Annotated in this window: 21 protein-coding genes and 1 pseudogene; 12 read left to right on the plus strand and 10 right to left on the minus strand. The window is 73.5% G+C overall.

What is annotated here, in order from left to right; all coding sequences use genetic code 11:
• Window positions 1-128: 128 nt before the first annotated feature.
• A complete protein-coding gene (locus ACWDRR_RS19705; protein ID WP_449773471.1) occupies window positions 129-629 on the minus strand; it encodes an ATP-binding cassette domain-containing protein in 501 nt (166 codons plus the stop codon).
• A 10-nt stretch (window positions 630-639) separates the two neighbouring features.
• Entirely contained in the window at window positions 640-2,118 is a 1,479-nt protein-coding gene (locus tag ACWDRR_RS19710) for an aminotransferase class I/II-fold pyridoxal phosphate-dependent enzyme (protein WP_449773472.1), read from the minus strand.
• Between the two features lie 80 nt (window positions 2,119-2,198).
• Between ACWDRR_RS19710 and ACWDRR_RS19715 the strand changes: the two genes are divergently transcribed.
• Both ACWDRR_RS19715 and ACWDRR_RS19720 read left to right on the plus strand, forming a co-directional pair.
• Window positions 2,199-3,128, plus strand: a complete 930-nt coding sequence (locus ACWDRR_RS19715) for a LysR family transcriptional regulator (protein ID WP_449773473.1) — start codon at window positions 2,199-2,201, stop codon at window positions 3,126-3,128.
• 112 nt (window positions 3,129-3,240) lie between these two features.
• Window positions 3,241-4,053: an arginase family protein gene (locus ACWDRR_RS19720; RefSeq protein ID WP_449773474.1), complete on the plus strand. Its 813-nt coding sequence runs from the start codon at window positions 3,241-3,243 to the stop codon at window positions 4,051-4,053.
• A 232-nt stretch (window positions 4,054-4,285) separates the two neighbouring features.
• On the opposite strand, the pseudogene ACWDRR_RS19725 reads toward ACWDRR_RS19720, so the two are convergent.
• A pseudogene (locus ACWDRR_RS19725) lies at window positions 4,286-4,570 on the minus strand (IS110 family transposase); the annotation flags it as partial.
• Window positions 4,571-4,954: 384 nt separating this feature from the next.
• On the opposite strand from ACWDRR_RS19725, the gene ACWDRR_RS19730 reads away from it, so the two are divergent.
• Window positions 4,955-6,433: a hypothetical protein gene (locus ACWDRR_RS19730; protein WP_449773475.1), complete on the plus strand. Its 1,479-nt coding sequence runs from the start codon at window positions 4,955-4,957 to the stop codon at window positions 6,431-6,433.
• Window positions 6,434-6,731: 298 nt separating this feature from the next.
• Here the strand turns inward: ACWDRR_RS19730 and ACWDRR_RS19735 are convergent, their stop codons facing one another.
• Window positions 6,732-7,421 (minus strand): hypothetical protein, encoded by a 690-nt coding sequence (locus ACWDRR_RS19735; protein WP_449773476.1) that lies wholly within the window; start codon window positions 7,419-7,421, stop codon window positions 6,732-6,734.
• A gap of 85 nt (window positions 7,422-7,506) precedes the next feature.
• Between ACWDRR_RS19735 and ACWDRR_RS19740 the strand changes: the two genes are divergently transcribed.
• The gene (locus tag ACWDRR_RS19740) at window positions 7,507-8,046 is read left to right on the plus strand and encodes an ArsR/SmtB family transcription factor (RefSeq protein ID WP_449773477.1); all 540 of its coding nucleotides are present in this window, start codon (window positions 7,507-7,509) and stop codon (window positions 8,044-8,046) included.
• On the plus strand, window positions 8,043-9,329 hold the full coding sequence (locus ACWDRR_RS19745; RefSeq protein ID WP_449773478.1) for an MFS transporter: 1,287 nt from the start codon (window positions 8,043-8,045) through the stop codon (window positions 9,327-9,329). The genes ACWDRR_RS19740 and ACWDRR_RS19745 overlap by 4 nt, the downstream gene beginning before the upstream one ends.
• Here the strand turns inward: ACWDRR_RS19745 and ACWDRR_RS19750 are convergent.
• On the minus strand, window positions 9,311-9,688 hold the full coding sequence (locus ACWDRR_RS19750) for a hypothetical protein (RefSeq protein ID WP_449773479.1): 378 nt from the start codon (window positions 9,686-9,688) through the stop codon (window positions 9,311-9,313). The two genes, ACWDRR_RS19745 and ACWDRR_RS19750, sit on opposite strands and share 19 nt — an antisense overlap.
• A gap of 470 nt (window positions 9,689-10,158) precedes the next feature.
• Between ACWDRR_RS19750 and ACWDRR_RS19755 the strand changes: the two genes are divergently transcribed.
• The gene (locus tag ACWDRR_RS19755) at window positions 10,159-11,325 is read left to right on the plus strand and encodes a serine hydrolase domain-containing protein (RefSeq protein ID WP_449773480.1); all 1,167 of its coding nucleotides are present in this window, start codon (window positions 10,159-10,161) and stop codon (window positions 11,323-11,325) included.
• Between the two features lie 127 nt (window positions 11,326-11,452).
• On the opposite strand, the gene ACWDRR_RS19760 is transcribed toward ACWDRR_RS19755, so the two are convergent.
• Window positions 11,453-12,424, minus strand: coding sequence for a GlxA family transcriptional regulator (locus ACWDRR_RS19760; protein WP_449773481.1), 972 nt, complete (start codon window positions 12,422-12,424; stop codon window positions 11,453-11,455).
• Between the two features lie 161 nt (window positions 12,425-12,585).
• On the opposite strand from ACWDRR_RS19760, the gene ACWDRR_RS19765 reads away from it, so the two are divergent.
• The 4 genes from ACWDRR_RS19765 to ACWDRR_RS19780 all read left to right on the plus strand — a co-directional run bounded on the left by ACWDRR_RS19765 (window position 12,586) and on the right by ACWDRR_RS19780 (window position 16,370).
• Entirely contained in the window at window positions 12,586-13,383 is a 798-nt protein-coding gene (locus ACWDRR_RS19765; protein ID WP_449773482.1) for a dienelactone hydrolase family protein, read from the plus strand.
• Window positions 13,384-13,842: 459 nt separating this feature from the next.
• Window positions 13,843-14,220, plus strand: coding sequence for a peptidase inhibitor family I36 protein (locus ACWDRR_RS19770; RefSeq protein WP_449773483.1), 378 nt, complete (start codon window positions 13,843-13,845; stop codon window positions 14,218-14,220).
• Between the two features lie 223 nt (window positions 14,221-14,443).
• The gene (locus ACWDRR_RS19775) at window positions 14,444-14,953 is read left to right on the plus strand and encodes an NUDIX hydrolase (protein ID WP_449773484.1); all 510 of its coding nucleotides are present in this window, start codon (window positions 14,444-14,446) and stop codon (window positions 14,951-14,953) included.
• Between the two features lie 157 nt (window positions 14,954-15,110).
• Window positions 15,111-16,370: a pyroglutamyl peptidase gene (locus ACWDRR_RS19780; protein WP_449773485.1), complete on the plus strand. Its 1,260-nt coding sequence runs from the start codon at window positions 15,111-15,113 to the stop codon at window positions 16,368-16,370.
• 96 nt (window positions 16,371-16,466) lie between these two features.
• On the opposite strand, the gene ACWDRR_RS19785 is transcribed toward ACWDRR_RS19780, so the two are convergent.
• A complete protein-coding gene (locus ACWDRR_RS19785) occupies window positions 16,467-17,399 on the minus strand; it encodes an ABC transporter substrate-binding protein (RefSeq protein WP_449773486.1) in 933 nt (310 codons plus the stop codon).
• A 927-nt stretch (window positions 17,400-18,326) separates the two neighbouring features.
• On the opposite strand from ACWDRR_RS19785, the gene ACWDRR_RS19790 reads away from it, so the two are divergent.
• Together ACWDRR_RS19790 and ACWDRR_RS19795 are read left to right on the plus strand one after the other, a co-directional pair.
• The gene (locus tag ACWDRR_RS19790; RefSeq protein WP_449773487.1) at window positions 18,327-19,439 is read left to right on the plus strand and encodes a hypothetical protein; all 1,113 of its coding nucleotides are present in this window, start codon (window positions 18,327-18,329) and stop codon (window positions 19,437-19,439) included.
• On the plus strand, window positions 19,436-20,488 hold the full coding sequence (locus ACWDRR_RS19795) for a polysaccharide pyruvyl transferase family protein (RefSeq protein ID WP_449773488.1): 1,053 nt from the start codon (window positions 19,436-19,438) through the stop codon (window positions 20,486-20,488). The genes ACWDRR_RS19790 and ACWDRR_RS19795 overlap by 4 nt, the downstream gene beginning before the upstream one ends.
• 42 nt (window positions 20,489-20,530) lie before the next feature.
• Here ACWDRR_RS19795 and ACWDRR_RS19800 read toward each other — a convergent pair whose 3' ends face one another.
• Genes ACWDRR_RS19800 through ACWDRR_RS19810 form a run of 3 tightly spaced genes read right to left on the minus strand, consistent with a single transcriptional unit; the run spans window position 20,531 to window position 24,638 of the window.
• Complete coding sequence (locus ACWDRR_RS19800) at window positions 20,531-21,481, minus strand: ROK family protein (protein WP_449773489.1); 951 nt, start codon at window positions 21,479-21,481, stop codon at window positions 20,531-20,533.
• On the minus strand, window positions 21,478-23,604 hold the full coding sequence (locus ACWDRR_RS19805; protein ID WP_449773490.1) for a beta-galactosidase: 2,127 nt from the start codon (window positions 23,602-23,604) through the stop codon (window positions 21,478-21,480). The genes ACWDRR_RS19800 and ACWDRR_RS19805 overlap by 4 nt, the downstream gene beginning before the upstream one ends.
• Window positions 23,601-24,638, minus strand: coding sequence for a zinc-dependent alcohol dehydrogenase (locus ACWDRR_RS19810; protein ID WP_449773491.1), 1,038 nt, complete (start codon window positions 24,636-24,638; stop codon window positions 23,601-23,603). The genes ACWDRR_RS19805 and ACWDRR_RS19810 overlap by 4 nt, the downstream gene beginning before the upstream one ends.
• Window positions 24,639-24,641 lie beyond the last annotated feature (3 nt).

A 24,641-nucleotide genomic window follows, 5' to 3' on the forward strand; every position in this document is an offset into this window, starting at 1 on the left:
TAGTAGACGCCCTTGGTATTACGGGGGGATTTCCCCCAGGAAAGCTCCCGGTAAGCCCGAAGCCGGGCGTTGCGGCCCTGCGCGGGCGGCCGTCCCGGTCACCAGACGGCCGACGCTGCGGTCCTCGTTCAGAGCACCTCGGCCAGGAAGGCCCGGGTGCACTCGTACTGCGGGTCGGTCAGCACCTCACGCGGGTCACCGGACTCGACGGCCACGCCGTCGTCCATGAAGACCAGCGCGTCGCCGACCTCGCGGGCGAAGCCCATCTCGTGAGTGACCACGACCATGGTCATGCCGTCCTCGGCCAGGCCGCGCATGACGTCGAGAACGTCACCGACCAGCTCCGGGTCGAGCGCCGAGATCGGCTCGTCGAAGAGCATCGGCTTCGGCTCCATCGCCAGCGCGCGGGCGATCGCCACCCGCTGCTGCCGGCCGCCGGAGAGCTGCGAGGGGCAGGTGCCGGCCTTCCCCTGGTGGCCGACCGGCTCGCCGTCGACGTACAGACGCCCGGCGTCGATCTTCCTCAGGTGGTTGATGCGGCGCGGGACGGTCGACCAGCACCGAGACGGTCCCGTTGCCCGGCGTTCGGGGCGGTTTCGGCCGTGCCGGTGACCCGGGGGTCCGGTCACGGGAGGGTCCTCATCCGGTGGGGGTGACTACGCGCAGGTTCCGCACCTGGGGGTCGCAGGCTCCGCGGACGTGACCGCCGGGGGTACGGGCGGTGTTCTGCAGGAAGGAGACGAGCTCGGCGGTGATGACCTCGCCGGGCAGGACGTTGGGGATGCCGGGCGGGTAGGCGGCCAAGGTACTCGCCGACACCCGGCCGACGGCCTCGTCGGCCGGGATGCTGCGGCTGGGAGCGAAGAAGGCCTCCCGCGCCGTCATCCGCACCTCGCCCGGGGCGGGGAGCTTGGGACGCCCGGGGTCCGGGCCCGGTGACACCGTGACGGGGAGGGCGTGCAGGGCGTCCACGAAGCGTGCCACGTCCGGGGCGGAGCCCGCGCCGACGACCGCGACGACGGCCGAGTCCGTCGCGACCTCGACCAGCACCTGATGATCGGCCATCAGCCGCCGGCGGGCCTCGTGGCCGCTGATGCCGCCGGCGCGGGTGTCGACGGGGATCCTCAGCGGGTCGGCGGCGACGATGTCGGGGAACTCCCCGAACCCGTCGCCGACCACGGCGAAGCGTCCACGGGCGCGGATCCGTTCGCGCATCAGGTCGGCCGCGCGCAGCGAGTGCCCGAGGGCGTCCGCCCCGGTGGCCAGGCGACGCCGGGTGAGGTCGAGGGAGCCGAGCAGCAGCGCGCTCTCGCTGGTGGACTGGGTGAGCTGGAACACCCGCTCCACCACGGGTTCGAGCCGGTCGGCGAAGGGTCCGTCGCCGAGGTGCAGCATGGCCGACTGGGTGAGGCTGCCCCCCAGCTTGTGCGTACTGGAGACCACCACGTCCGCACCGAGTGCGAGGGCGTTCCGCGGGAGCCCGGGATGGAAGCCGAAGTGGGCGCCCCACGCCTCGTCCACGACCAGCGGGACCCCGGCGGCGTGGGCGGTGTCGGCCAGGGCCCGGACGTCGGCGACCGCGCCGAAGTAGCTGGGCGTCACCACGTAGGCGGCTGCGGCGTCCGGGTTCTCGGCCAGGGCGACGGCGAGGTCGTGGGCGGTGACACCGTGCGCGATCCCGAGCGTGTAGTCCACACCCGGCTGCACGAACGCGGCCCGCAGACCGGACAGCACCAGGCCGTCGACCACGCTGGAGTGCACACTGCGCTGCACGACCAGGCACTCGCCCAGCGACCGCAGCGCCATCACGGCGAGGCGGTTGCCCTGGGACGCGCCGTTGGTGAGGAACCACGTGCGCCGCGCGCCCCACGCCTCGGCGGCGAGCCGCAGCGCCGTCGCCCGCGCACTGTCCGGCCCCAGGTCGATGCCGTCGAGCAGCGGCGGGACGTCCAGGCGCAGCTGGGCGTCGCCGGTGAAGGCAGCCAGGTCGGCGAAGGCGTCCGGGTCCGCGGCGTGGCCGGGAACGTTCAGCCGCAGCCAGGGTTCCCGCGCGTGGGCGGCCAGCGCGTCGGCGTAGGGGGCACAGGACTGGGACAGGGAGGGGTTTCGAGTGAGCACGGTTCGAGGATGACGCCGGGCGATGACAAGAGGAATACTGGAATCCTCTTGTGGTCTCCATAGAAAGTATGGTGATGGGCGTGCTGGAGCTCCGCCAGTTCCAGGTGCTGCGGGCAATCGCCCGCGAGGGCTCGCTGGCGGCGGCCGCACGGTCGCTGCACCACAGCCAGCCGACCATCGCGCACCACCTCGCCGCGATCGAGTCGCACTTCGGCGCGCCCCTGGTGCACCGCGGGCCGCGCGGCGTCCACCTCACCGAGGTCGGGCGGCTGGTGCTGCCCCACGCCGAAGCCGTCCTGGGCCGGGTGGGCCTGGTCGAGCAGGAGGTCCGCGCTCTGATCGAACAGGGCGCCAAATCACTTCGCGCCGCCACGTTCCCCACCGCCGGCGCGCTCCTGCTCCCGCCGGCCCTGCGGCAGTTGGCCCGGGAGGGAGTCAAGGTCTCGCTCGTGGAGGGCGAGCTTCCCACCGTGGTGGAGGCCCTCCGCACCGGGAGCGTGCAGATCGCCCTGGTCTACTCCCAGCCGGGAGAACCCCTCGACCTGGACGAGGAGTTCGTCCTGCACCCCCTGCTCGACGACCCGCTGCTCCTCGCGCTCCCCGCCGACCACCCGCTGGCCGGCCTGGACCGCGTCCCCCTCGGCCGGCTCCGTGACGCCGGCTGGATCATGGGCGCCAGCGACTGGGACCCCTGCGACCGCGTGCTCACCTGGGCCTGCGCGCGGGAGGGCTTCGAACCCGTCCGGGTCATGCGCACCGACGACTACGGCATGCTCAAGGGTTTCGTGGCCGCCGGCATCGCGGTCGCGCTCATCCCGCGCCTCGCCCTCACCGGCCACGAGTCCGAACTCGACATCGCCGTCCGCCCCGTCGACGGCCCTCCCCTGGCCCGGCGGATCAGCGTGGCCACGCTCCGCTCCACCGTCTCCGACTCCGCCGACACCCTGCGCGAAGCGCTCGCTGCGCAGGCGCGGAGGATCACCGAGGCCTGGAGCGAAAGCCCCTCCTGAGGACGCCCCGGGCGCCGCGGGCCCGACTGCCGCGAGATCGCCATACCCGGTATGGACACCGGCAGAGGATCTCGGCATTCCTCTTCGCCGGGACCGCTGCCACGCTGTGGACATGAACCCGCGCTCCTCCTCCCTCACCGTCTACCGCGGCCCCGCCGGGGACCACAACGACCGCGCCATGAGCGCCGTCGCCCTGCTCGGCGAGGCACTCACCCGTCGTCTCGGCATCTCCCCGGTCTCCGTCGGCTCCCCGGAGCCGGCGCGGCCGACCGGCTGGGACGGGGAGTTGCGTCGCGCCCTGCCCACCCTGCGGCGCATGGCCGGGCGCGTAGACCAGGTCATGTCCGCCGGACAGCGTCCGATCAGCGCCATCACCCGGTGCGCCGTCGCCCTGGCCACCCAGCCGGTCGTGCTCCGTCACCGTCCCGACGCGGTCGTGGTGTGGTTCGACGCCCACGGGGACATCAACGTCCCCGCCGACACCACCACCGGATACCTCGGCGGCCTGGCCCTCGCCGGCCCGCTGGGCTGGTGGGACTCCGGTCTCGGCGCCGGCCTCCCCGAGCAGCAGGCCGTCCTGGTCGGCGCCCGCGACCTCGACCCCGCCGAGGTCCGGCACGTCACCGCCGGCCGGGTGGCCCTCGTGCCCCCGGGCCACGGCCTCGCCGAGCGCCTCGCGGACGTCCTCCAGGGCCGCCCCGCCTACCTGCACATCGACTGCGACGTCATGGAACCGGGGCTGTTCACGACCGACTACAGCGTCCCGGGCGGCCTCGGCCTGGAAGACCTCCACGCCTGCGCGAAGGTCCTCGCCGCCAGCGCGCCCGTCGGCGCCGAGATCGCCGAGTTCGAGGGCGACGGCTCCGCGACGGCCGACGACCTCGTCGCCGCGCTCGAACCCCTCCTCACCGAACTCCACCGCTGAGCGCGGCCATACGTCCACCCCGGTTGACGCTCTGCGCCACCCCGTGCCCCAGCAGGCGCTGACAAGCCTCTGCCGGCCCGAACAGAGCGGTCCGCGCCCCGCAGCCGTGAGGACACCGACCCCACGGCTGGGGTGTGGAGGCCGACGCGGGCAAGGAGCGGCCAGGAGGTGGGGTACGAGGGACGACGGCGTTGGGGCATCGGTGCCGCCGTGCGTACCGGATGAGGCCCGGGGCGACACGAACGACGGCATCGGGGTCGCGGACCTTGCGGCGCCCCAGCCCGGTCGTCAGCCGCTTGACGCCGATCCTCCGCAGGGCGGCCGGGGTCTGGTACTCGGTCAGCATGACGACAGGCCCTTGGCCGTGGAGTGGTCGAAGGCCCGCTCCCGGGGCCGGGCAGCTGCCGACCAGCAGGTCAGGCAGCCGGTTGATCAACGGGACCCGGTCGGCGATCAAGTCGGCCCGGTCGTCGGTCAGGATCCGGGGTGTGCTGACCAGCGCGGGTGGAGTGTCCAGCCGGCGATGAACCCGAAGAAGCAGGCCGCACAACCCTTGCGAGCCAGTTCGTATATCAGATACGTTCACCTCATCGCTGAAGCCCTTTCGGCGGCGCTCCCACCCGCGCCGCCGGCCAGCCGCGCGAGCACCGGAACGCCGAGCCGCGGCATGTCGCGCTCACCCCTTCACATCGCCGTCGCCGGCCGACGCCGGCCCCAGGACCGAACCCGCCCGGCAACGGCGCGCATCCGCTCCCGTGCCGACGGACCGACCGGGTGCCGCCCCACCCGAACGTCGTCCCGCCACCCCCGGGCCCGATCACTCCCCCGGTGATCCCGGAGCCGGACGCGGGTTCGGCTCCGACCACCTCCAGCCCCACCGCCGCCCCCACGGAGGCAGAACATGACCAGACCCGAGCCGCACGGCATCAGCCGCCGCGCCATCCTGCGCGGCGCGGCCGTCGCGGGCGCCGGAGCGGCGATCTCGCCGCTGCTCAACCTCTCCACCGCCCGTGCCGCCACCACCGGCAACTACACCATCCGCTTCGACAAGGCCGCCAAGCAGACCATCCTCGGCCTCGGCTTCGAGATCCAGTCCGACTCGATCGGCTCGGGCAACAACGGCCTGCCCGCCACGGTCTCCGGCGTGCCCTACGACCTGACGCCCGCCGAACGGACCCGCTTCTACCAGCAGATGCTCATGGGCGGCCGCAGCGACCGGGGCTTCCGCTACTGCCGGCTCGCACTCGGCCTCTACCACCGCGGCCTGGACTCCACCCGCAAGCACGTCATCGACCGCTACGACGGGCAGACCGCCCTGCTCGCCGACATGATCCAGCGGGCCCGCATCGAGGGCGTGTCGGCCGAGTACTGGTCTCCCGCCCCGGGCTGGAAGAGCAACAACTCCTACATCGCGGGCAAGCTCGCGTCCTTCGAGCCCGCCTTCCTCGACCAGCTGGGCGACGCCATGGTCGGCGACCTCGACTACCTCGCCACACGCGGCGTCCCGATCTCCATGTGGGGCCTGCAGAACGAGCCGTCCGAGAAGACCTCGTACTCCTCCTGCCAGTACACGGCCGACGAGTACCTCAAGACCTTCAAGGCGGTGGCGCCCAAGGTCAAGGCCCGCTACCCGGGCACCATGATCCACGCCGACAGCCTGGACGGCTGGAGGGGTGTCTGGGGCCAGGCCATCACCGCCGACCCGACGGCCCTGTCCTACGTGGACGCCTGGACCTTCCACCGTGTCGGAAAGACCAGCAACGAGCAGATCAACACGAACTTCCGTGCCGGCGCATCGGGAAAGCCCGTCTTCAACAACGAGTTCGAGTACCTCGACAACTCGACCAGCGACCTGAAGACGCTCAACACCGCCCAGTCCATCATGAACTGGATGACGTTCCAGGACTCCCCCACCTGGTTCTGGCTGCACGCCCTCAAGCCCACCACCAACGCCGAGTCCCCCGGCTACTCCCTCGGCTTCTGGCGGCCCCCGAGCGACACCGACTTCAGCCCCAACCACTTCCCCAACCTCCCGGTCGGCCACTGGACCTGGAACCCCCAGAACTGGAACGCCATCGCCGGCTTCGTCAAGTACCTGCCGTGGAACTCCGTGCGCTACCACGTCGACGAGTCCGCGGTCCAGAACGACCAGCGGATCATGGCGTGGAAGACCCCGGACGGCAAGCCCATCTTCGCCATCACCAACCGCTCCACCACCGAATCGTTCACCTACACCATCGACACCCAGACAACCGCCTCCTTCCAGGGCCACCGCTACGGACCGGCCACCACCAACCAGAGCATCGCCGCCCGCACCGGACCCGCCCTCACCCTCACCGTCCCACCGCTGTCGATCGAGTTCTGGGTCCGCACGCCCTGAGCCCGCCGTATCACGGAAGGCACACCCGGGAACGTCTCCCGACTCGCAGGCCGACGGACCGCGGGCCCGACCGGGATACGTTCACGAATCCAGCGGTGCCGTCCGGGCGGGTGGCGATCCGCGCCAACTGAACCGCCGCGACACGAACCGGCCGGTCGCCCTCCTCCCCTCCCGGCGGGATGAGGGCGACCCGCCGCGCGACCAAGGCCTTCAGCACAACAGCGCCCCCGCGGGTGACGGACCCGGCGGCAAGGCCACCGGCCCAGGGAGGATCCACCGCCCTCGGGCGGGTGTCCGCTCAGCGCCGGGGTACGACGGCGGGCCGGGGTACGACGGCGGGCCGGGGTACGGCGGCGGCCACCGCCACCGCCAGCGCGCCGGCGAGAGCGGCGTCCCGGGCCACCGTGGCCACCACCCAGGGCGGCGCGTGCGGCCGGGACCCCTTCTGCGGCCGGACCTCGTTCACGGGGTCGACGGTGAGGGTCACCGGTGCGCCGACGGCCGGCCGCTGTTCGGCGGCCGCCGTCCAGAAGTCCCAGCGCGAGCCGTCGGGCCCGACCACGTCGTAGTAGTAGAACGGCCCCGGATCGAGGCCGGCGCCGTCCCCGACCCGCCAGTGCCGACCCACGGCGCCGGCCACCGTCACCCCCCGGTCGTGAAGCACCTGCTGGTCCCACCAGACCAAGGTCAGCACGCCGAAGGTCGGACCGCCGAGGAGCACCGCGGCCCCTGCGAGATTCAGGGCCATGCCCACCGTGGCCGGCATCACCACGTCGCGAACGGCCCAGACCACGCTCCAGAGGAGCGCGCCCAGGAACGCCACCGTGACCATGAACAGCACCGGCGGGTTCCCGCCGCTCAGCCGGTCGGCCTCCACCAGCGCCCACGCCCCGCCCAGCACCAACCCGACCTGCACGCCAAGGCTCAGCACGAAGCGAACCACGGTGCCGAGCACTCCGCCGCCCCGGACATCGAACTCCCCCGCCATGGCACCAACGGTGACCAGAACACCACGAACGGTCAAGACCTCCGCGGCCTTGACTAATGGTCAAGAAGTGTTGACCATTAGCGGCATGCCTACCGACGATCTTCCCGAGACGTTCCACGTCACCACGGACGAGCAGCTGCGCGCCGTTTCCAATCTCACGCGTCACCGGATCATGGCCGTGCTCCGCTTCGAGCCCGCGACGATCACGCAGATCGCCGAGCGGGTCGGCCTCGCGAAGGGGAGTTCCAGCTACCACGTGCGACTGCTGGAGCGGGCGGGCCTGGTGACGGTGGTACGAACGCGGAAGGTCCGGGGGGTCACCGAGCGGTACTACGCCATGGCCGCGCAAGCGATCGTGCTGCCGGATCCCGGCGAGGGAGGTCCCGACGTGCTGATGCGGCACGCGGTGGCCGACCTGGAGGCCTCACCGGCGGACGGCGAACGGCACGTACGGATGGCGCACCTGCGGCTCACCGACGAGCAGTTCGCGGAGCTCGGGGCGCGGCTGCAGGCGCTGGCGGACGAGTACCGGGAGCTGTCCGATCCGTCGCTGCCGGACGCGTCACTCGTCTTCGCACTGTTCCACCCGACCCAGCGCGCGCAGGCCGAAGGGGATGCCAAGTGACCTCGGACGTTCGGAAGTTGCCGACCGGGTTCGGACGGCTGTGGACCGCGCAGACGGTCTCCTCGCTCGGTGACGGGGTGTCGCACGCCGCGCTGCCCCTGCTGGCGCTGACGTTGACGCGGGATCCGATGGCGCTCGCCGTCGTCACGGCCACCGGAACGCTGCCGTGGCTGCTCTTCGGCGTGCTCGGCGGTGCGCTGGTGGACCGCTGGGACCGTCGGCGCACGATGTGGGTCACGGACGCGGCACGGGCGGTGCTGCTCGCGATACCTGCGGCGGCGGCCGCGCTCGACCTGCTGAGCATCCCCCTGCTCGCGACCGTCGCCTTCCTGCTCGGCCTCGGCGGACTCTTCTTCGACACGGCCGCCACGGCCTACCTGCCGGATCTGCTCGGCCGCGACCCCGCGCTCCTGGAGCGCGCCAACTCCCGCCTGCGCGGCGCCCAGACCGCCGCGTCCGGCTTCGCGGGGCCGCCCGCCGGCAGCGCCCTGCTCGCGCTCGGACGGGCGGTTCCGCTGCTCGCCGACGCGGTGTCGTTCGCGCTCTCCGCACTGCTCGTACGGTCGCTGCCCGCCGCGCCCAAGCCCGTACCGCAGGCCCGTGAGTCACTGCTGCGACAGGCGCGGGCCGGCGCCTCGTACGTATTCCGGGACCGGTTGCTGCTCGGGCTCGCGCTGCGGCCGGCGGTCGGGAACATCGCCTTCCTCGCCGTGGAGACCGTCCTCGCCCTCTTCGCGCACGACCGCCTCGGCACCGGCACCTACGGCTTCGGCCTGCTCCTCACGGCGGAGGCCACCGGCGGTCTGCTCGGCGCGGGCATCGCCTCCTTCCTCGGCCGACGACTCGGCACCGGCACCGCGCTGACCTGCACGGCCGCCGTCGAGGGACTCGCCGTCCTCGGTCTTGCCGCAGCCCCGAACGCGTATCTCGCCGGCCTCGCGCTCGCCGTCTGCGGAGCGGGCATGGGCGCCACGATGGTGCTCGGCCCCTCCCTCCGACAGGCGATCGTCCCCGCCCACCTGATGGGCCGGGTCGCCTCCACCTCCCGCATGCTCTCCATGTGCGCTGCCCCGTTCGGCGCCTTCCTCGGCGGCTGGCTGGCCACCACCTACGACGTCCGCGCCCCCCTCTACGCCGCCGCCGGCCTGCTCCTGACCATGACGGCCGTCACCGCGACCATGACCAGCAACCGCCGCGTCGAGGCGGCGCTGCTCGCCGCCGCCCCGGCCTTCGAACCGGAGCACCCCGAATCCCGGGACCTCGTTCAGGAAGGTGCCCGGTAGGCGCTGAGGGCTTCGCCGCGGGCGGGCTCCTGGTGACGGCGCGACTCGGCAGGCCGCTGGGTGCCGACGGTGTCCTGACCCGGAGCCTGTTCGACCACCACGGTGTGGCCGTTGCCGACCATCGAGAGCGAGAGCGGCGACGCTCCGACATCCGTGCCACCCTGCGCGTGCGACCACGTCCGAACGGCGCCGCAGTCGTCGACGGCGGGAAGTTCCGCCGGCTTGACGGCGCTGGGGATGACCGCGGTGGCGCCCGGATCTCCACGCTCGGGGTCGTAGCGGGCGCTGAGTTCCGGCCCGCCGCTCCCCCCTGCCCCCTGCAGTGCCCAGTACGTGGTGCCGGCGCCCACCAGGGCCATCACGCACACCACGGCCACCAGCAGGCGCAGAGGCCGTTTCGGCCCCGCCAGGAGCGAGACGATGCCCCCGTGATCACGTTGCCGTAGACGGTGCTGTCGATGATCTCGTTCTGCGTATCGCGCTGATCGCCCGAACCACCCACCCCGCCTGACGGATCCGCGCCGACCACAGTGCGGCTCCGCACCGGAAAAGGGAAGCCCTCCGGGTCGCCGGAGGGCAAGGATCACCGCCTCTCCGGGTAACCCTGCGGTCGGGTCACGGATCGCGACGGCCCGGTTGTTCAGCGGCGTGGCGGACGCGGGTGGGTGGGTCCCCGCAGGCGCAGCGGTCAGCCGGGGCTCGCGCTCGACCGTGCGGGGTGGGGACAGCCCCCGTGTCACCGCGGGCGCCAGCAGGATGGGCAGCCGGTCTGGCGGCCCGGCAGGCTGGGACTCGAACAGCACAGGCATCAGAGAACAGGAGTACCCGGGTGAAGGCACGCATGGGGGCCGCAGCAGTGTGGGTGGGGATCTGCGCGGTGGCGGTATCAGGGATCGTCCCGGCGGCCGCGGCGGAGCGGGCGCCGGCCTCGCCGCCCGCCGGCCTCAGGGAGGCGATCGAGCAGACGGTCGCGGACGGATTCCCGGGTGTCGTGGCGTACGCCAGGCGCGGGGAGCGGGAGTCACGGCTGGCGGCCGGGGTCGCCGACACCGCGACCGGGGAGCGGGCCCGGCCGGACCACCGGTTCCGGATTGCCAGTAACACCAAGTCGTTCGTGTCGACGGTGCTGCTGCAGTTGGAGGGCGAAGGACGGCTCTCGCTCGACGACAGTGTGGAGAAGTGGCTGCCCGGCGTGGTCCAGGGCGACGGCAACGACGGCAGCGCCGTCACCGTCCGGCAACTCCTCAACCACACCTCGGGCATCTACGACCCCACCAACGAGCCGGAGTTCTTCGCCCCCTACCTGGAGCGCCACGACTGGGCCTACGTCTACACCCCGCGGGAGGTGATCGCCCGCGCCGTCCGGCACCGGCCGCTGTTCGCGCCCGGCACCGGCTGGAACTACTCCAACACCAACTACCTCCTCGCCGGCCTGGTCATCGAAGCGGCCACCCATCGCAGCGCGCCCTCCGAGATCCAACGGCGCATCCTCACTCCCCTCGGGCTCAAGGACACCTCCTTTCCGGTGACCGACCCGGCCGTCCACGGTCCCCACCTGCACGGCTACGACCTCACGGGACGCGACGTGACCCGATTCAGCCCGTCCTACGACTGGACTGCCGGCGCCATGATCTCCACCGTCGACGACCTCGCCCGATTCCACCGCGCCCTGTTCACCGGCGAACTGCTGCGCCCCGCCCAGCAGCGCGAACTCCTGACCACGGTGCAGTTCCCCGACGAGCCGGCCTACGGACTCGGCGTGCAGCGCGAGGACGTGTCCTGCGGCTCGGGGCCGGACGCCGGCCGGATCAGTACCTGGTCGACCGACGGGGCCGGACCCGGGTACACCAGCGTGTCCCTCACCACCGCCGACGGTGAGCGGCAGCTGGTCCTCGCCGTCAACGTCTACGACCTCGGCGCGGAACTGAGGAAGGAGAGGCCCGTCCCTCGCAGCACCGGGCTGTCGAAGGCACAGACGGCAGCCCTGTGCGGCTGATCCGCGCGCCGCGCTGTCCGAGCGAGCCGCCGAGACCGGACAGGAACAGCCCGCCGCCGGTGCGGTAGCGGCGGCGGGCTGACTTCGCGCCGTGGTCCGGCGACCTCGCAGCAGGGGAAGGCCGCCATCAGTCGGCAGCACGCCGGAAGGTGGCGCGGTAGTCCCTCGGGCGCCGTCCGGTGTGCTTGGCGAAGAGAGCGGCGAAGGTTCCGGAGTCCGTGTACCCGACCGCGGTGGAGATGCTGGCGACGGTTCGGTCCGTGGTCTCAAGGAGGTGGCGGGCGCGACGGACACGCGACGACTGCAGGTACTCCAGCGGACTCTGCCCGGTCTCGTCCGCGAAGCGCCGCAGCAGCGTCCGAGTGCTCACCCTGAAGGCGTCCGCCAACGCGGCGAGGTCGTACCGGGCGGCGAGGTTCTGGTCGAGGCGCCGCATGACCCTGCGGGAGAACCCGTTTCCGGGCTGCGGAAGAAGTCGCACGTCGACGTAGGGACTCTGGGACGACCGGGCATCGTCGACGAGCGCCATCCTCGCGGTTGTCCGCGCCACGGCGGCACTGCTGTGTCGGCGGATCAGTTCCAGCGCGAAGTCGTACATGGCACTGAAGGCCGCCGTCGTCGTGACCCCCTTGTCGGTGACGACCAGACATTCGGGTCGGACCTCGGTCTCCGGACAGCGTCGAGCCAGTTCGTCGGCGAAGAGCCAGGCCGTCGTAGCCCGGCGTCGATTGAGAAGCCCTGCCTCGGCGAGCAGGAACGCACCGACACAGATCGAGACGACGGCGCCACCCGCAACGGCGTGTGAGCGGATCGCCGCAATCTCAGGGGCGAGGGCCGCAAGCCTCGCGTCCACGTCGAGGCCCGGCACAAGCTCGAACCCCGGCACGACAAGAACGTCGACCTCGCGCAGCGGGGACACGGCCAACACCACGCCACCCGATGCGGCGACGCGACGACGGGGCGAGACAACCGACACCTCGTAGCCGGCGCGGTCCGGACCGGCAACGTGCGTGGCCATCGTCAACAGATCGGGTACGCCGAACACCTCGGACGCGAAGCAGCCCGGATAGGCCAGGACACCGACCCGCAGTGCGCTCACGCTCGCCTCCTGAGCACCCATGCCCATGGCGACATCACCCCTCTACATGGCGATCCAGCCTATCGCCTCGTGCGGGTGCATCAGGCCACTCTGTCGTCATGAGCACTCCCAGCGGACGTCTTGACGACCCGATCACGGACTTCTCCCGCCGGCTGGTGGAGGTGGACGGGGTGGTGAAGACGGTGCATGTCGCGGGTTCCGGGCCGGCCGTCGTGTTGATGCCGGAGATGCCCGGCATCAGTCCTGACGTCCTTCGGCTGGCGCGGTGGGTGCGGGATGCGGGCTTCACCGTCCACGTCCCCTCACTCTTCGGTGTCGACGGCGCCTGTCCGACGGTCGAGGGCGGTGAGGAGGTCATCCGTCGGGTGTGTGTCAGTGCCGAGTTTCGCGCCCTCGCCGGGGGCGGTACCAGCCCCGTCGTGGCGTGGCTGCGCGGACTGGCACGCCAAGCCCACGCCGAGTGCGGCGGTCCGGGAGTCGGTGCGATCGGCCTGTGCTTCACCGGCAACTTCGCACTCACCATGGCGATCGAGCCGGCTGTCATCGCGCCAGTGGTCAACCACCCGTCACTGCCGCTGGACGATCCCGCCGGACTCGAGATGGGCGAGGAGGACGCGCTCGCGGTCCGGAACCGCATCGCGCGCGACGGGCTGAAGATCCTCGCCTACCGCTTCGACAACGACCGCTGGTGCACCGGGCAGCGCTTCGCCGCGTACCGGGCACTCCTCGGCGACGCCTTCGACGGCCGCGTCCTTTCGGGCGGTTCCGCGAACACGAACCCGCCCCCGTTCTTCCGCGACCTGGTCGGGTCGCCGCACAGCGTTGTCACCGCCCACCTCATCGACGAGGACGGACATCCCACGCTCAAGGCCAAGGACGAGATCCTCGCCTTCCTGACCGACCGCTTGAGCCGGTCCGGCCCCGGTGGGGGCAGTTGCACCAACGACCCGGCCCGGTGAGACGCCACCGGACGACACGACGGTGCGAGCGGTGACCCGCGGACCAGCTGATGAACTCCCAGGCGAGCCCACCATTCAATCGTGCACGGCCGGATCTGGTGGGCGAACAATGGTTCGGTCACCATCGGAGTTTCGGCCGCTGACGTTCGCCGTCGAACAAGCCGCCACTCCGGCCGACCCCTGGCGCCCCATCCAAACCATCGCTCCGGCCAGGACCGGTCCGCTCGAATTCCTGCGCGGACCCCGACCGGGGTGCACTGTTCCACCGACTCGCCCCGCGCGGTGGCCCAGGCGCCTGTTTCCGCCATTTCTTCGCATGCACAACTATTCACGGTTATCGCGGGTAATTCTGAGACGGTACCCGCCGAGTGACGGGTATCGACCGGACCGGAGCGTCAAGGCGCGCTCTCGCTGTCCCCCACCCGTTCCCCCGGACGCGTTCCGATCGAAGGAGACCTCATGCCCATCGTCCGCAGGGTGCTGCTCACGACCGCGGTCGTCGCCGCCACCGTGGTCGTCGCCCCCTCCTCCTCCGCCCAGTCCCTCGCCCCCACGGCCTCCCCCGCCAGCGGCACCGTGGCCCGCCAGCCCAGCTTCCACGCCTTCACCGGCACCCACTTCTCGGGCGCGGACACCTGGTTCTACGGCAACCAGGGCCAGTGCACGTACGTCGGCGACAACTGGAACGACCGGATCCGGTCCGCCCGCACCGAGGGCGGCGACCGGGTCGAACTGTGGGACAACTACGACTGCACCGGAGGCTCGATCACCATCGACGCCTCCGGCTACAGCAGCATCGGCGGCTGGGTCAGCGCCTACCGCGCCTACCTGGGCTAGGGCGTCCATTCGATTCTGATCGACGGGCGGGGCCGGTCGGGTAGGTGATCCGGATCGTCGCGCCCCGATGGCGGAGGCCGGCGAGGGGCTCGCAGGGGTCGTGTCGCAGCGGGCGGCGACACCTCGCCAGGCCTTCACTCTGATGGTTGGACAGGCCGCTGGGACGCCACGGGACCGCAAGGCCTGGGGGGTACTCGGGCGCAGCCTTGTAAGGTCGGTGCCCATGACGCTGAAGAGGTGGACCTCCCGTGTCCTTCTGATCGACGAGCGTGATCGCCTTCTTCTGCTGTGCGGCCGGGATCCCCGCAGGCCGGGCGGCCGGTGGTGGTTCACCGTCGGCGGCGGGGTCGAGGACGGCGAGGACTACGTCCAGGCCGCGGTGCGCGAGGTACGGGAGGAGACCGCGTTGTCCCTGCCCGCCGAGCGGCTGAGTGCGGTTCTCTGGACGCGGCAGTCACTCCTCACCGTCGACGGCCAGCGCTTCGACCAGTACGAGGAGTACCGCCTGGCCCGCATCACCGCCGCAGAGGCGAGCGCGATCAGGATCGACACGGCCGAGGCGCGCTACGGGCACCGCTGGTGGGCGGCGGAGGAACTGGCAGCCACCTCCGAAACGATCCGCCCCAAAGGCATGGCCACCCATCTGACCAGGGCGTTGACGGCAGCCGGCGGGCCCCACCAGGAGCCCGTGCTGCAGCTGGGAATCTTCGACGAGGACACCGACCCCGAGTAGGAGCCGGGCCCGCCCGCCCCGGACGCCGGCGGGCCGCTGCAGAAGGCAGACGGCGCGGGCGGCGTGGGCGGCGTTGCGGGCGCCGACCCCGGCCCGAACTCCGCTCTCACCGAGGCGATCTGGCGGTCCGTCAGAGGCAGATGTAATGTCACACTTCATGACGATCACCCGCTACGCCCTGGTCACGAGCCTTGTCGGCGCGCTCGCCGTACCCCTGTTCCCGGCAGTAGCGACGGCCCAGGGCCGGCCCGCCTGCCGCACCGCCCCCGCCGCACAGCCCGACGCCGAGCAGGCCCGCCTGGCGGACCCGAGGACGGCCGCCTTCACCGAACGGGCCGACCTCGGTGACTTCGTCACCCGCTTCCCCGCCGCGTTGTGCTCCGCCCGCAACGCCGCCGAGGCCCGGGCCCTGGTGGACACCTGGGGCCGGGCGCTCTGGCGGGCCGCGGTGGACCGCGCGCAGGAGCGGCGCCCCGGCGGCGACCTGCCCGCCCGGGACGACCGCCCCCTCTACTGGACCCGGCTCGCCATGACCGTCCGCCTCGCCCAGTGGCGGCCCGCGTTCCCCGCCGACACCGACGCCCTCCGGGCCCGGTTCGAGGACGCCTCCCGCGGGCTGCTGGACAACGAGTTCAGCGGGACGCCAGGCCTGCGGCGGGTGTTCGTCAGCGGCTTCGACCCCTTCGGCCTCGACGGCGAGCTCCGCCGCGCCAATCCCTCCGGCGCCGCGGCCCTGCGGCTGAACGGTCTGCGGATCACCCTGGCCGACGGCACCCGGGCCGAGATCAGGGCCGTCCTGCTCCCCGTCCGCTACGCCGACTTCGACCACGGCATCGTCGAGCGCGCCTTCGGCCCGCGCCTGTCCCCCGGCCCCCGTTCCGCCGACCAGATCACCACCATCAGCCAGGGCTACCCCGGGCTGTTCACCGTGGAGGCCTGGGCCGGCCGTGCCCGCTCCGCCGACCCGTACCCCGACAACACCGGTGCGCTCTCCGGCGGCACCCGGGAGCACCCGGTGACCGCTCCGGGTCTCGGCCCCGGCCCCGAGTTCATCCCGACCACCCTGCCCGCCTCGGCCATGACCGCCGTTCAACAGCCGTACCCCGTGGCGCTCAACACCGCCGTCACCGAGATCCCCGCCGGCGCGGACGCGCCGGTCGACCGCGAGGACGGGCCCACCCCCGGCTCCCGGGCCGTCGAAGGCGGTGGCGGCGGGTACCTGTCCAACGAGGTGGCCTACCGCTCCAACCGGCTGCGGCTCGAACTCGCCCCGCAGCTGCCCGGCGGACACCTCCACACTCCCGTTCTCACCGGTCTCCCCGCGAGCTCCGACCAGCTCACCGGCCCGGATCTGGAGCGGAACGAGGCCGCGATCACCGATGAGGTCCTCGACGTCCTCCGCCACGCCACTCCCTGAGGCCCCGCCCGCGCGGCGCGGCGGCGGCCTGGGACCGCTCCGGCACACGGACCACCGGCCGGAACACCCGCGCTCCGCTCGACGACACCGCCGTGATCAGAGCCCCCCGTTGATCGCGGCCGCCTGGGCCGCGCCCGCGCTGACATCCCACTTCGCGAGGATCGTGTCGTACGCGCCGTTGCGCATCAGCTCGTCCAGGCCCTTCACCAGCGCGTCGCGCAGCGCCGTGTCGCTCTTGTTCACCGCGATCCCGTACGGGCTGGACTGCGACTGCGTGCCCGCCACCTCGAAGCGGTTGCCGCCGTCGGTGGTCCTGGCCGCGTACGCCGCCGCCGGAAGGTCGTTGAGATCGGCGACCGCCGTACCGGCCGCCACCTCGGCGAGGGCCTGGGCGTCGTCGTCGAAGCGGTGCACCTGCAGTGACTTGCCCTGCCGGACGCAGGCGGGGACCTGGTGGCTGACGATGTCGTCCTGGGTGGTGGCGCGCTGCACCGCGATCGTCTGGCCGCAGAGGTCGTCCAGCGTCCGGATCCCCTTCGGGTTGCCCTTCCGCACGATGATCGAGGTGCCGGCCATGAAGTAGTCCACGAAGTCCACGCCGGGCCCACCGGTCGGTAGGCCACTCTCACCGAGCGCGTTGCGACGCTTGGGCGTGTCGCTGATCGCCGACATCGCCACGTCGAACCGCCCGGCGTTGAGATCCGGTATCAGCTTGTCGAACGGCGTGTCGACGATCTCGATCCGCAGACCGAGGACCTTCCCCAGCGCATCGGCCAGGTCGGGGTCGAGGCCGTCCGGCCTGCCGTCCGCACCGCGGAACTCCATCGGCGGATAGTTCAGGTCGGAGCCGATCCGCAGCACCCCCGCGGCCCGCTGCGCCTCCGGCACGGCCGCCCGGGCCTTGTCGTCGGCACTCTTCGGGGAGTTGTTCGAGGCGGCGCAGGCGGTGAGCAGCAGGGCCGACGCGGCGGTGAGGGCCGCGGCCGGCAGGGCCCGGCGACGGGGAGACGGACAGGACAGATGGCGCATGGGGGCGCTCCTCGGTGGGGCAAGGCGGTGCGACCGACGACCGCGGCCGGGACCGGAAGCGACCGGGAACGGGATCCTCCCATCAGGCTCCGGTGTCACGGGGCTACGGGCGTGTCACGATCCGCTATCGGTTGACCCGTGCTCGCGGCACCGCGCCCCGCCGTGGGAGACCGACGGCCGGTGCGCGAGGCGGCGACGGGCGGCGCGGGAGCGAACACGGCGGCGCCCGACACACGATCACGGGCCCGCGCTCCGGTGCCCCGTTCGACCGCGCAGCAGCCCCGGCGGGGCTGCCGGGCCGGTGGGCCTGCGACTGCCCGGCCGCCGCACCAGCCGCACCGGGTGGAGCGGCGGAATTGTCGAGCGGCTCACGCGGTCATGACGGCGACCCACCGCACGATCACCGGGCGGGCCCGTCCAGGTCTGCGCGGCCGAGGAGCCCGGGTCCGTACGCCGACACCCAGGTCTCCAGCGCGGTCCGGCAGGTGTGGTCGAGGTGGCGCACTCGCCGTCACCACAGCCCTGCTGGTGACCGACGCCCCGATGGTCGCCGCCCAGGAAGCGCCCCCGCACCTGCGGCGGGGCCCTCCTGGCCCGGGAGGCGGGCCTCCTGGCTTCCTGCGGGCCGGCAGCGATCCACCGCTCGGCGTCGTTGCCACGACGCGCGGGGCTGTGGTGGCCGATGGCCTTCGGTGATGCCGCCGCCCGCTTGAGCACCACCCGGGCCGTCGCGTCCGACCGCAGCGGCCCGCACCGCCGCGTCGTCCACCGCACGACCCACCGGGTCCGACCCCGCGGCGGCGGACCCGCGCGGGTGAACACCGCGCCCGTGGCGCAGCGGTGACCGGGCGGACCGGTGCCGGCCTGCTAGAAGCGGATCATGAACTGCCGACAGCGATGCGCGCCGGGCCCGGAAGGGCGGCGGGAATGATCGTCGAGGACGTCCGGTGCGAACCGGTCGCCGCCGGCCGGCGGTTGTCGGCAGCGGTCCGGGCCGGGGCGGAACTCCCCTCGGCCCGGCTCCACTTCACCGTGCCCGACGGCGAGGGCGACTGGCTGCCCGAGCGCGGCGACGCCTTCCTCGCCGTGCTGCTGATGCCGGCGATGAGCCTCGGCGAGGAGCTGGTGGTCGACGCCCCCGTCTCCGGCCGGCTGCTGCGCTCGGCGCGGACCGTGATGGAGATCTACGCGGCCTGGTGGGCCCGGCTGCGCGAGGTCCGGGTGACGGCGGGCGAACTCGTCGGGGCCGAGCGCGGACAGGACGGCGCGGGGCTGTTCTTCACCCTGGGCGTGGACTCCTTCTACAGTCTGCTCAGGGACCGCGAGCACCGTTCGGACCCCGCCCACCGGCCGGTCTCCGAGCTGCTGTTCGTGAACTTCGAGCAGCACGCCGGGCCGGAGTACGACCGCCTGCTCGACCGGGTCCGGCTGGTGGCCGAACGCAGCGGCTGCCGGGCCGTCCCGGTGGAGACCAACGTGCGCGCCTTCACGGCCCCGCTGGTCCGCTGGGAGGACTTCCACGGAGCGGCGCTCGCCGGTACCGCGCTGGCGCTGCAGGGCCTGCTCGGCCGCTGCCTGATCGCGGCCAGCTTCGAGTACCGCCACCTGCCCCCGTACGGCTCGCACCCGGTGCTGGACCACCTGTGGTCCACCGAGGCGCTGGACGTCGTGCACGACGGCGCCGAGGCCACCAGGGCGCAGAAGGTGGCACGCCGGATCGCCCGCTCCGACCTCGCCCTCCAGCACCTGGCGGTGTGCTGGCGCGGCCGCCCCGGGCAGAACTGCGGGGCGTGCGAGAAGTGCCTGCGGACCATGGTCACCCTTGAGCTGGCCGGGGTGCTCGGGCGCTGCGCGACGCTGCCCGGCGTGCTCGACCTCGACCGGCTGCGCACCGTCCCGATGAGTTCGGCGGAGGCCCGCGAGGCCATGCGCGAGGTCGGGTTCGACGCCCGGGCCGGCGGCCGTCCCGACCTCGCGGAGGCGGCCGAGCTGGCGGCGGACCGCTACGGGCCCGTCCCCCCGCCGACGGTGACGCGGTGACCGGGTTGGGGCGGTGGGCCGGCCTCGGACGCCGGCTCGGCGACGTGCTCGGTGCCCTGCTCGCGCCGTCGAGCCGCTGCGCGCTGCTGGGCTTCCCCGACTACGGCAACGTCGGCGACAGCGCCATCTGGCTGGGGGCGCGCACGTTGCTGACCGAGCTGGGCGCCGAGGTCGTCTACACCGCCGGTCACCACGACTTCCACCCGGCGGCCCTGGCCGAGCGGCTGCCGAGCGGCACCATCCTGCTCACCGGCGGCGGCAATCTGGGTGACCTGTGGCCGAGCCACCAGCGCATGCGCGAGGACGTGATCGGCGCCTTCCCTGGGCACCGGATCATCCAGCTGCCGCAGTCCGTCCACTTCGGCGACCCGGCCGCCCTCGCCCGGGCCCGGGCGGTCTTCGACGCGCACCCCGATCTGATCCTGCTGCTGCGCGACGGCCCGAGCCTGCGCGCGGCCCGCCGGGCCTTCCGCGCCCCGTCCCTGCTCGCCCCGGACTGCGCCTTCGCGATGAACGGGATGCCCCGTCTCGGCCGGCCCGAACGGGGGATCCTGTGGCTGCGGCGCGCCGACCACGAGTCGGCCGCCCAGGCGGAGCCGGACCCGGACGGCGGGGTGTACCGGACCGACTGGGTCGGCCAGGAGGGCGCCGACGCGGCCTGGGCCGCGGCGGCCCTGGCCGTCCGGCAGCGGATCGCGGCGGCCTCGTCGGACGTCCGCCGCACGGCGGGCGGCGGGGCGGTCGCCGAGCTCGCCGAGGCCCAGGACCGCCATGCCGAGCTCCAGCTCCGGCGCGGCTGCCGGCTGCTCGGCAGCGCCGAGGCGGTGGTCACCGACCGGCTGCACGGCCACCTGCTGAGCCTGCTGCTCGGCCTGCCGCACGTCGTCATCGACGACCGGCACGGCAAGGTCGGCGGCTACTGGCGGACCTGGGGGCACGACCGGCACCGGTCCGTCACCCGGCGGGCGCCGGACGTCGACCGGGCGCTTCGGACGGCCGCCGCCCTGCTCGCCGACCCTGACACGCCCCGGCCGGACCGGGGCGGCTGAGCGGCGGCGAGGGCGACGGCGAGAGCGACGGCCCGGCGCTGCTCAGCGCGACCGGTCGAGCGCCAGCAGCGCCGCGCCGATCGCGCCGGCGAGGTCGGCGAAGCCCGCCGCCAGCACGGGCACCGGCGGGCGGTCGCCGGGCGCGTAGAGTCGGCGGGCGAACTCGGCGCGCGCCGGAGCGAGCAGCAGGTCACCGGCGGAGACCGGACCGCCTCCGACGATCACGACGGCGGGGTCGAACAGGTTGGCGAGGGCGGCCAGGCCGACGCCGGTGAGCGTACCGATCCGGTCCAGGATCTCCAGTGCCCGGCCGTCGCCGCCGCGCGCGGCCTCGGTGACGGCCGTTCCGGCGTCCGGCCGGCCCGCGCCGATCAGGCGGCCGAGCGGCGAGGCCGGGAGGTCCGTCGCGGCCTGTCGGCCGAGTTTCTCGATGGCGGCTCCGGACGCCGCCACACCCCAGCACCCGCGCTGTCCGCACTCGCACCACGGTCCCCCGGGATCGACGGTCAGGTGGCTGGCCTCGGTGGCGAAGCCGTGCGCGCCGTGCAGCAGTCGCCCGCCGACGACCACCCCGCACCCCAGCCCCGTGCCCAGCGTCACCAGCACCAGGTGCTCGTGCCCGCGCCCGGCACCGAGCCGGTACTCGGCCCACGCGGCGACGTTGGCGTCGTTGTCCGTCACCACCGGCAGTCCCACCGCGTCCGCGATCAGCTCCCGCAGCGGTGCCCGCGCGAACTCCAGGCCCGGCGCGAAGGCCAGCGCCCCGGTCCGGGCGTCGACCATCCCCGGCAGCCCGACGCCGACGGCGGCGACCCGCTCGCCGCGCACCCGCGCCACCAGGCCGGCGACGGCGGCGACCAGCTCCGCCGCCGTCCGGCGCGGCGTGGCGCAGCGGGCCCGCGCCGACACCGCGCCGTCGGCCGCCACGCGCACCGCCGCGATCTTGGTGGCGCCGACGTCGACGCCGACCGCCTCGGCCGGGGAGCCGTTCATACCGCCTCCTGCAGGGTCACGCGGGCCTCGCCGGGCCCCGCGGCGGTTCGCACCTCGAAGCCGCCGGCTCCGCGTAGGGCGGACAGGTCGCACGGCCGGTCGGAGGTCAGCAGATCACCGCCCACCCGGACCCGGACCGGCAGCCGGGCAGCGGTCCTCTCGTTCAGTCCCTTCACGTAGCACGCGCCGAGCCGTCCGTGCGACACCTGGACGACGGCGCAGCCGCCGCCGACCAGGTCGGTGGTGACGAGGTGCTCGCCGCACGCGGTGCGGGCCCGCAGGGGGGAGCCGGTGCGGTTGAAGAGGAAGACGAACACCTCCTCGGGGTCGGCGGCGCTCGTGCGCAGTTCGAGCCACGGCCCCGGTCTCGCCCGCACGCGGACGTCGTGGCTCCCACCGAGCCAGTCCTCGACGGCCGTTGCGAGTAGCCGCTCGTCGAGGGCCACCGTGCGCACCCGGCCGCCGCCGTGCCGGCGAACCGCGTCGGCCAGTTCGGTGCAGGGCCGCAAGTCCTCGTCCAGCAGGGGAAGTTCACCCATCAGGAGGAGCGAGCCGCCCTGCTCGGCGAACCGTGCGAGCCGTCGTTGCACGGCCCGTTCCAGGAACCGGCCCGACGCGGTGACCATCGGCCCTGACGCGGGATCGAGTTCCGCCCGGCCGGTGAGTTCCGCCAGCCGGAAGGGCAGGTTCTGCCCCAGGCAGTGGGCGACGAAGGGCACCAGGGTGCGGGCGGCCGAGGGCACGGGGCGCTCGCCGTCGGCCGTCCCCGCCCAGGCGCCGATCGCCGCGTACGGCGGATGGACGCCCCAGCACACGCCGGGCTCCGGGCGGGAGAGGGCCAGCGGCTCCTGCCGTCCGGCCAGGAAGTGGGTCAGCACCCGCAGCGCGGCGAAGGCGCGGCCGGGGCCGGCGTCGAGCCGGATCGGGGCGGCGTCCCCGTACGGCGGGTCGAACTGCGCGGGGTCGCCTGCCGGTTCGGGGAGCCGGGCGCGGTCCACCGCGAGGTGCGGGCCCCAGCCGTCGGTGGCGCAGGCCGGGTAGACGCTGATGCCGGTCGCCCCGCAGGCGACGCCCAGCAGGGTGTGGTGGATCGGCACCACCGGGAAGGCGCAGCCGGGTTCCGCCCAGCGCAGCCCCCAGTTCTCCTCGATGTTGGGGCCGGGCCCGCCTTTGGCCGCCAGGACGTAGTTGACCAGGGCCTCGTCGTCGGAGAGCACCGGGCCGGTCCAGCTGGTGTAGGCGCGGGGCAGCGCGGGGGGTGCGCCGATCCGGTTCCTGGCCAGCCAGGCGTCGTGGCGTCCGGCGGCACGGGCGGGGACGCGATCCGCCCTGGCCGGTGGCGCGTAGGTGGTGAAGACGGGGAGGTCCGTGCCGAACGCCTCGGCCAGTCGCGTCATCCCCTTGGTGAGTGACTCGGCCGACCATCGGCCCCAGGTCACCAGGGAGCGCAGTCCTTCGGCGGACGGCCGGTCCTGCGCGCCGGTGGGTGCGGCCACGCCGGGGGCGAAGGCGGCGAAAGCGTCGGCCGCCGGCTGCGAGTAGTCGAGCGCGTCGAGCGGCAGCGCGCTCTCCCCGTAGTGCCCCTCGTTGCCGATCTGGGCGGCGACGAGGGGCCCGTGCGGGTGCGCGAACGGCCGCAGGAAGAGGCCGACGGCGCGCAGCCAGTCCGTCGCGTCGGTGAGGAACCGCGGGTCCAGGGCCGAGGGCAGCGTGAACCGGTGACAGGGCAGCGGTCGGCCGTCGGCGGACCGGGCGGCGGTCCGCCCGGGGTCGAGCGTCGGGCTGAGTCGGTCGGGCAGCCCGCCGAAGGGCAGTTCGGCGTGCACGTAGGGGCCGGGCTTGAGCACCGCGAGCAGGCCGGTCGCCGCGACCAGGTCCAGGAAGCCGGCCAGATCGCGGTTGCCGTCGCCGTCGAAGCACCATTGTCGGCCGTCGTCCCGGGTGATCTCGTGGTGGCGCCAGGGGACGTAGCTGGTCACCACCTCGAGGCCGGCCTCGCGCATGGCCCGCAGCTTGGCCGCCCAACGTCCGGGGTGGTCCCGGTAGTAGGGGTACTCGCCGGTGATCAGGAACCGGGGCCGGCCGTCCAGCCAGAGCGTTCCGTCCAGGAAGCGGGGTCTCATGGGGCGGGGCTCCCGTCCGTGGCGAGCAGGACCTTCATGGCGCGGTACCCGTCGGTCTCCGGTCGGGCCGGCCCGGCCGGTGCGACGGCCAGCAGGGCGAGGGCCTCGGCGTACCGTTCGAGTGGCAGGACATGGGTCACCAGGGCTTCGAGTGGCAGCTCCCGGGCGAGGGCCACCGCCCGGGCGAAGTCCGCGGGCCGGTAGGGTCCCGCTCCCACCAGGCGGATTCCCCTGGTCACCAGGGCCCTCAGCGGGACGGTGGCGACGCCGGTCTCCTTCTCGCCCATCACCACGACGGTGCCGCCGGCCGCCACCGTGCCGAGCACGTCCCCGGGCAGCGACCCGGTGGTGTCGATGGCGATGTCGGGCGCGCCGGCTCCGGCCGCCTCCTGTGCGGCCAGGACCCGGACCGTGCGCGGCAGCAGGAGACGGGCGAGTTCCACCCGGGCCGGATCGCGCTCGGCCAGTGTGACCCTGGTGCCGCGGCCGGCCAGGACCAGCGCGCACAGCGCGCCGATGGGGCCGGCGCCGACCACGAGCACCCGGTCGTCCCAACGCGGCCGGGCCGCCGCCAGGTTGTTGAGCACGCAGGCGAGCGGTTCCACCAGCGCCCCGCGTCGGTAGGGCACCGAGTCGGGCAGCCGGTGGACGAAGCGCTCGGGTACGACGGCGAAGCCCGCCATCGTGCCGTCCCGGTCGACGCCGATCTCCCGGCCCGCCTTGGCCCCGCAGTGGGCCGGCATCCCGCGCCGGCAGGGGCGGCACCGGTCGCAGTGGTAGGTCGGGTTGATCACCACCCGGTCGCCCGGCGCCACGGCGGCGACGCCGGCGCCGACCGCGGCCACCGCGCCGACCGCCTCGTGCCCCAGCACCACACCCCGGCGTGCGGGGAACTCGCCCAGCAGGATCGCCCGGTCCGTTCCGCAGATGCCGGTGACCGCCACCTTGACCAGGACCTCGTCCGCCTCGAAGGAGGGGACCGCACGATCGTGGATGCCGGGCAGGCCCACGCCCTCGAACACGACGGCCTTCATCGC

The organism is Kitasatospora sp. NPDC003701 (assembly GCF_053587085.1).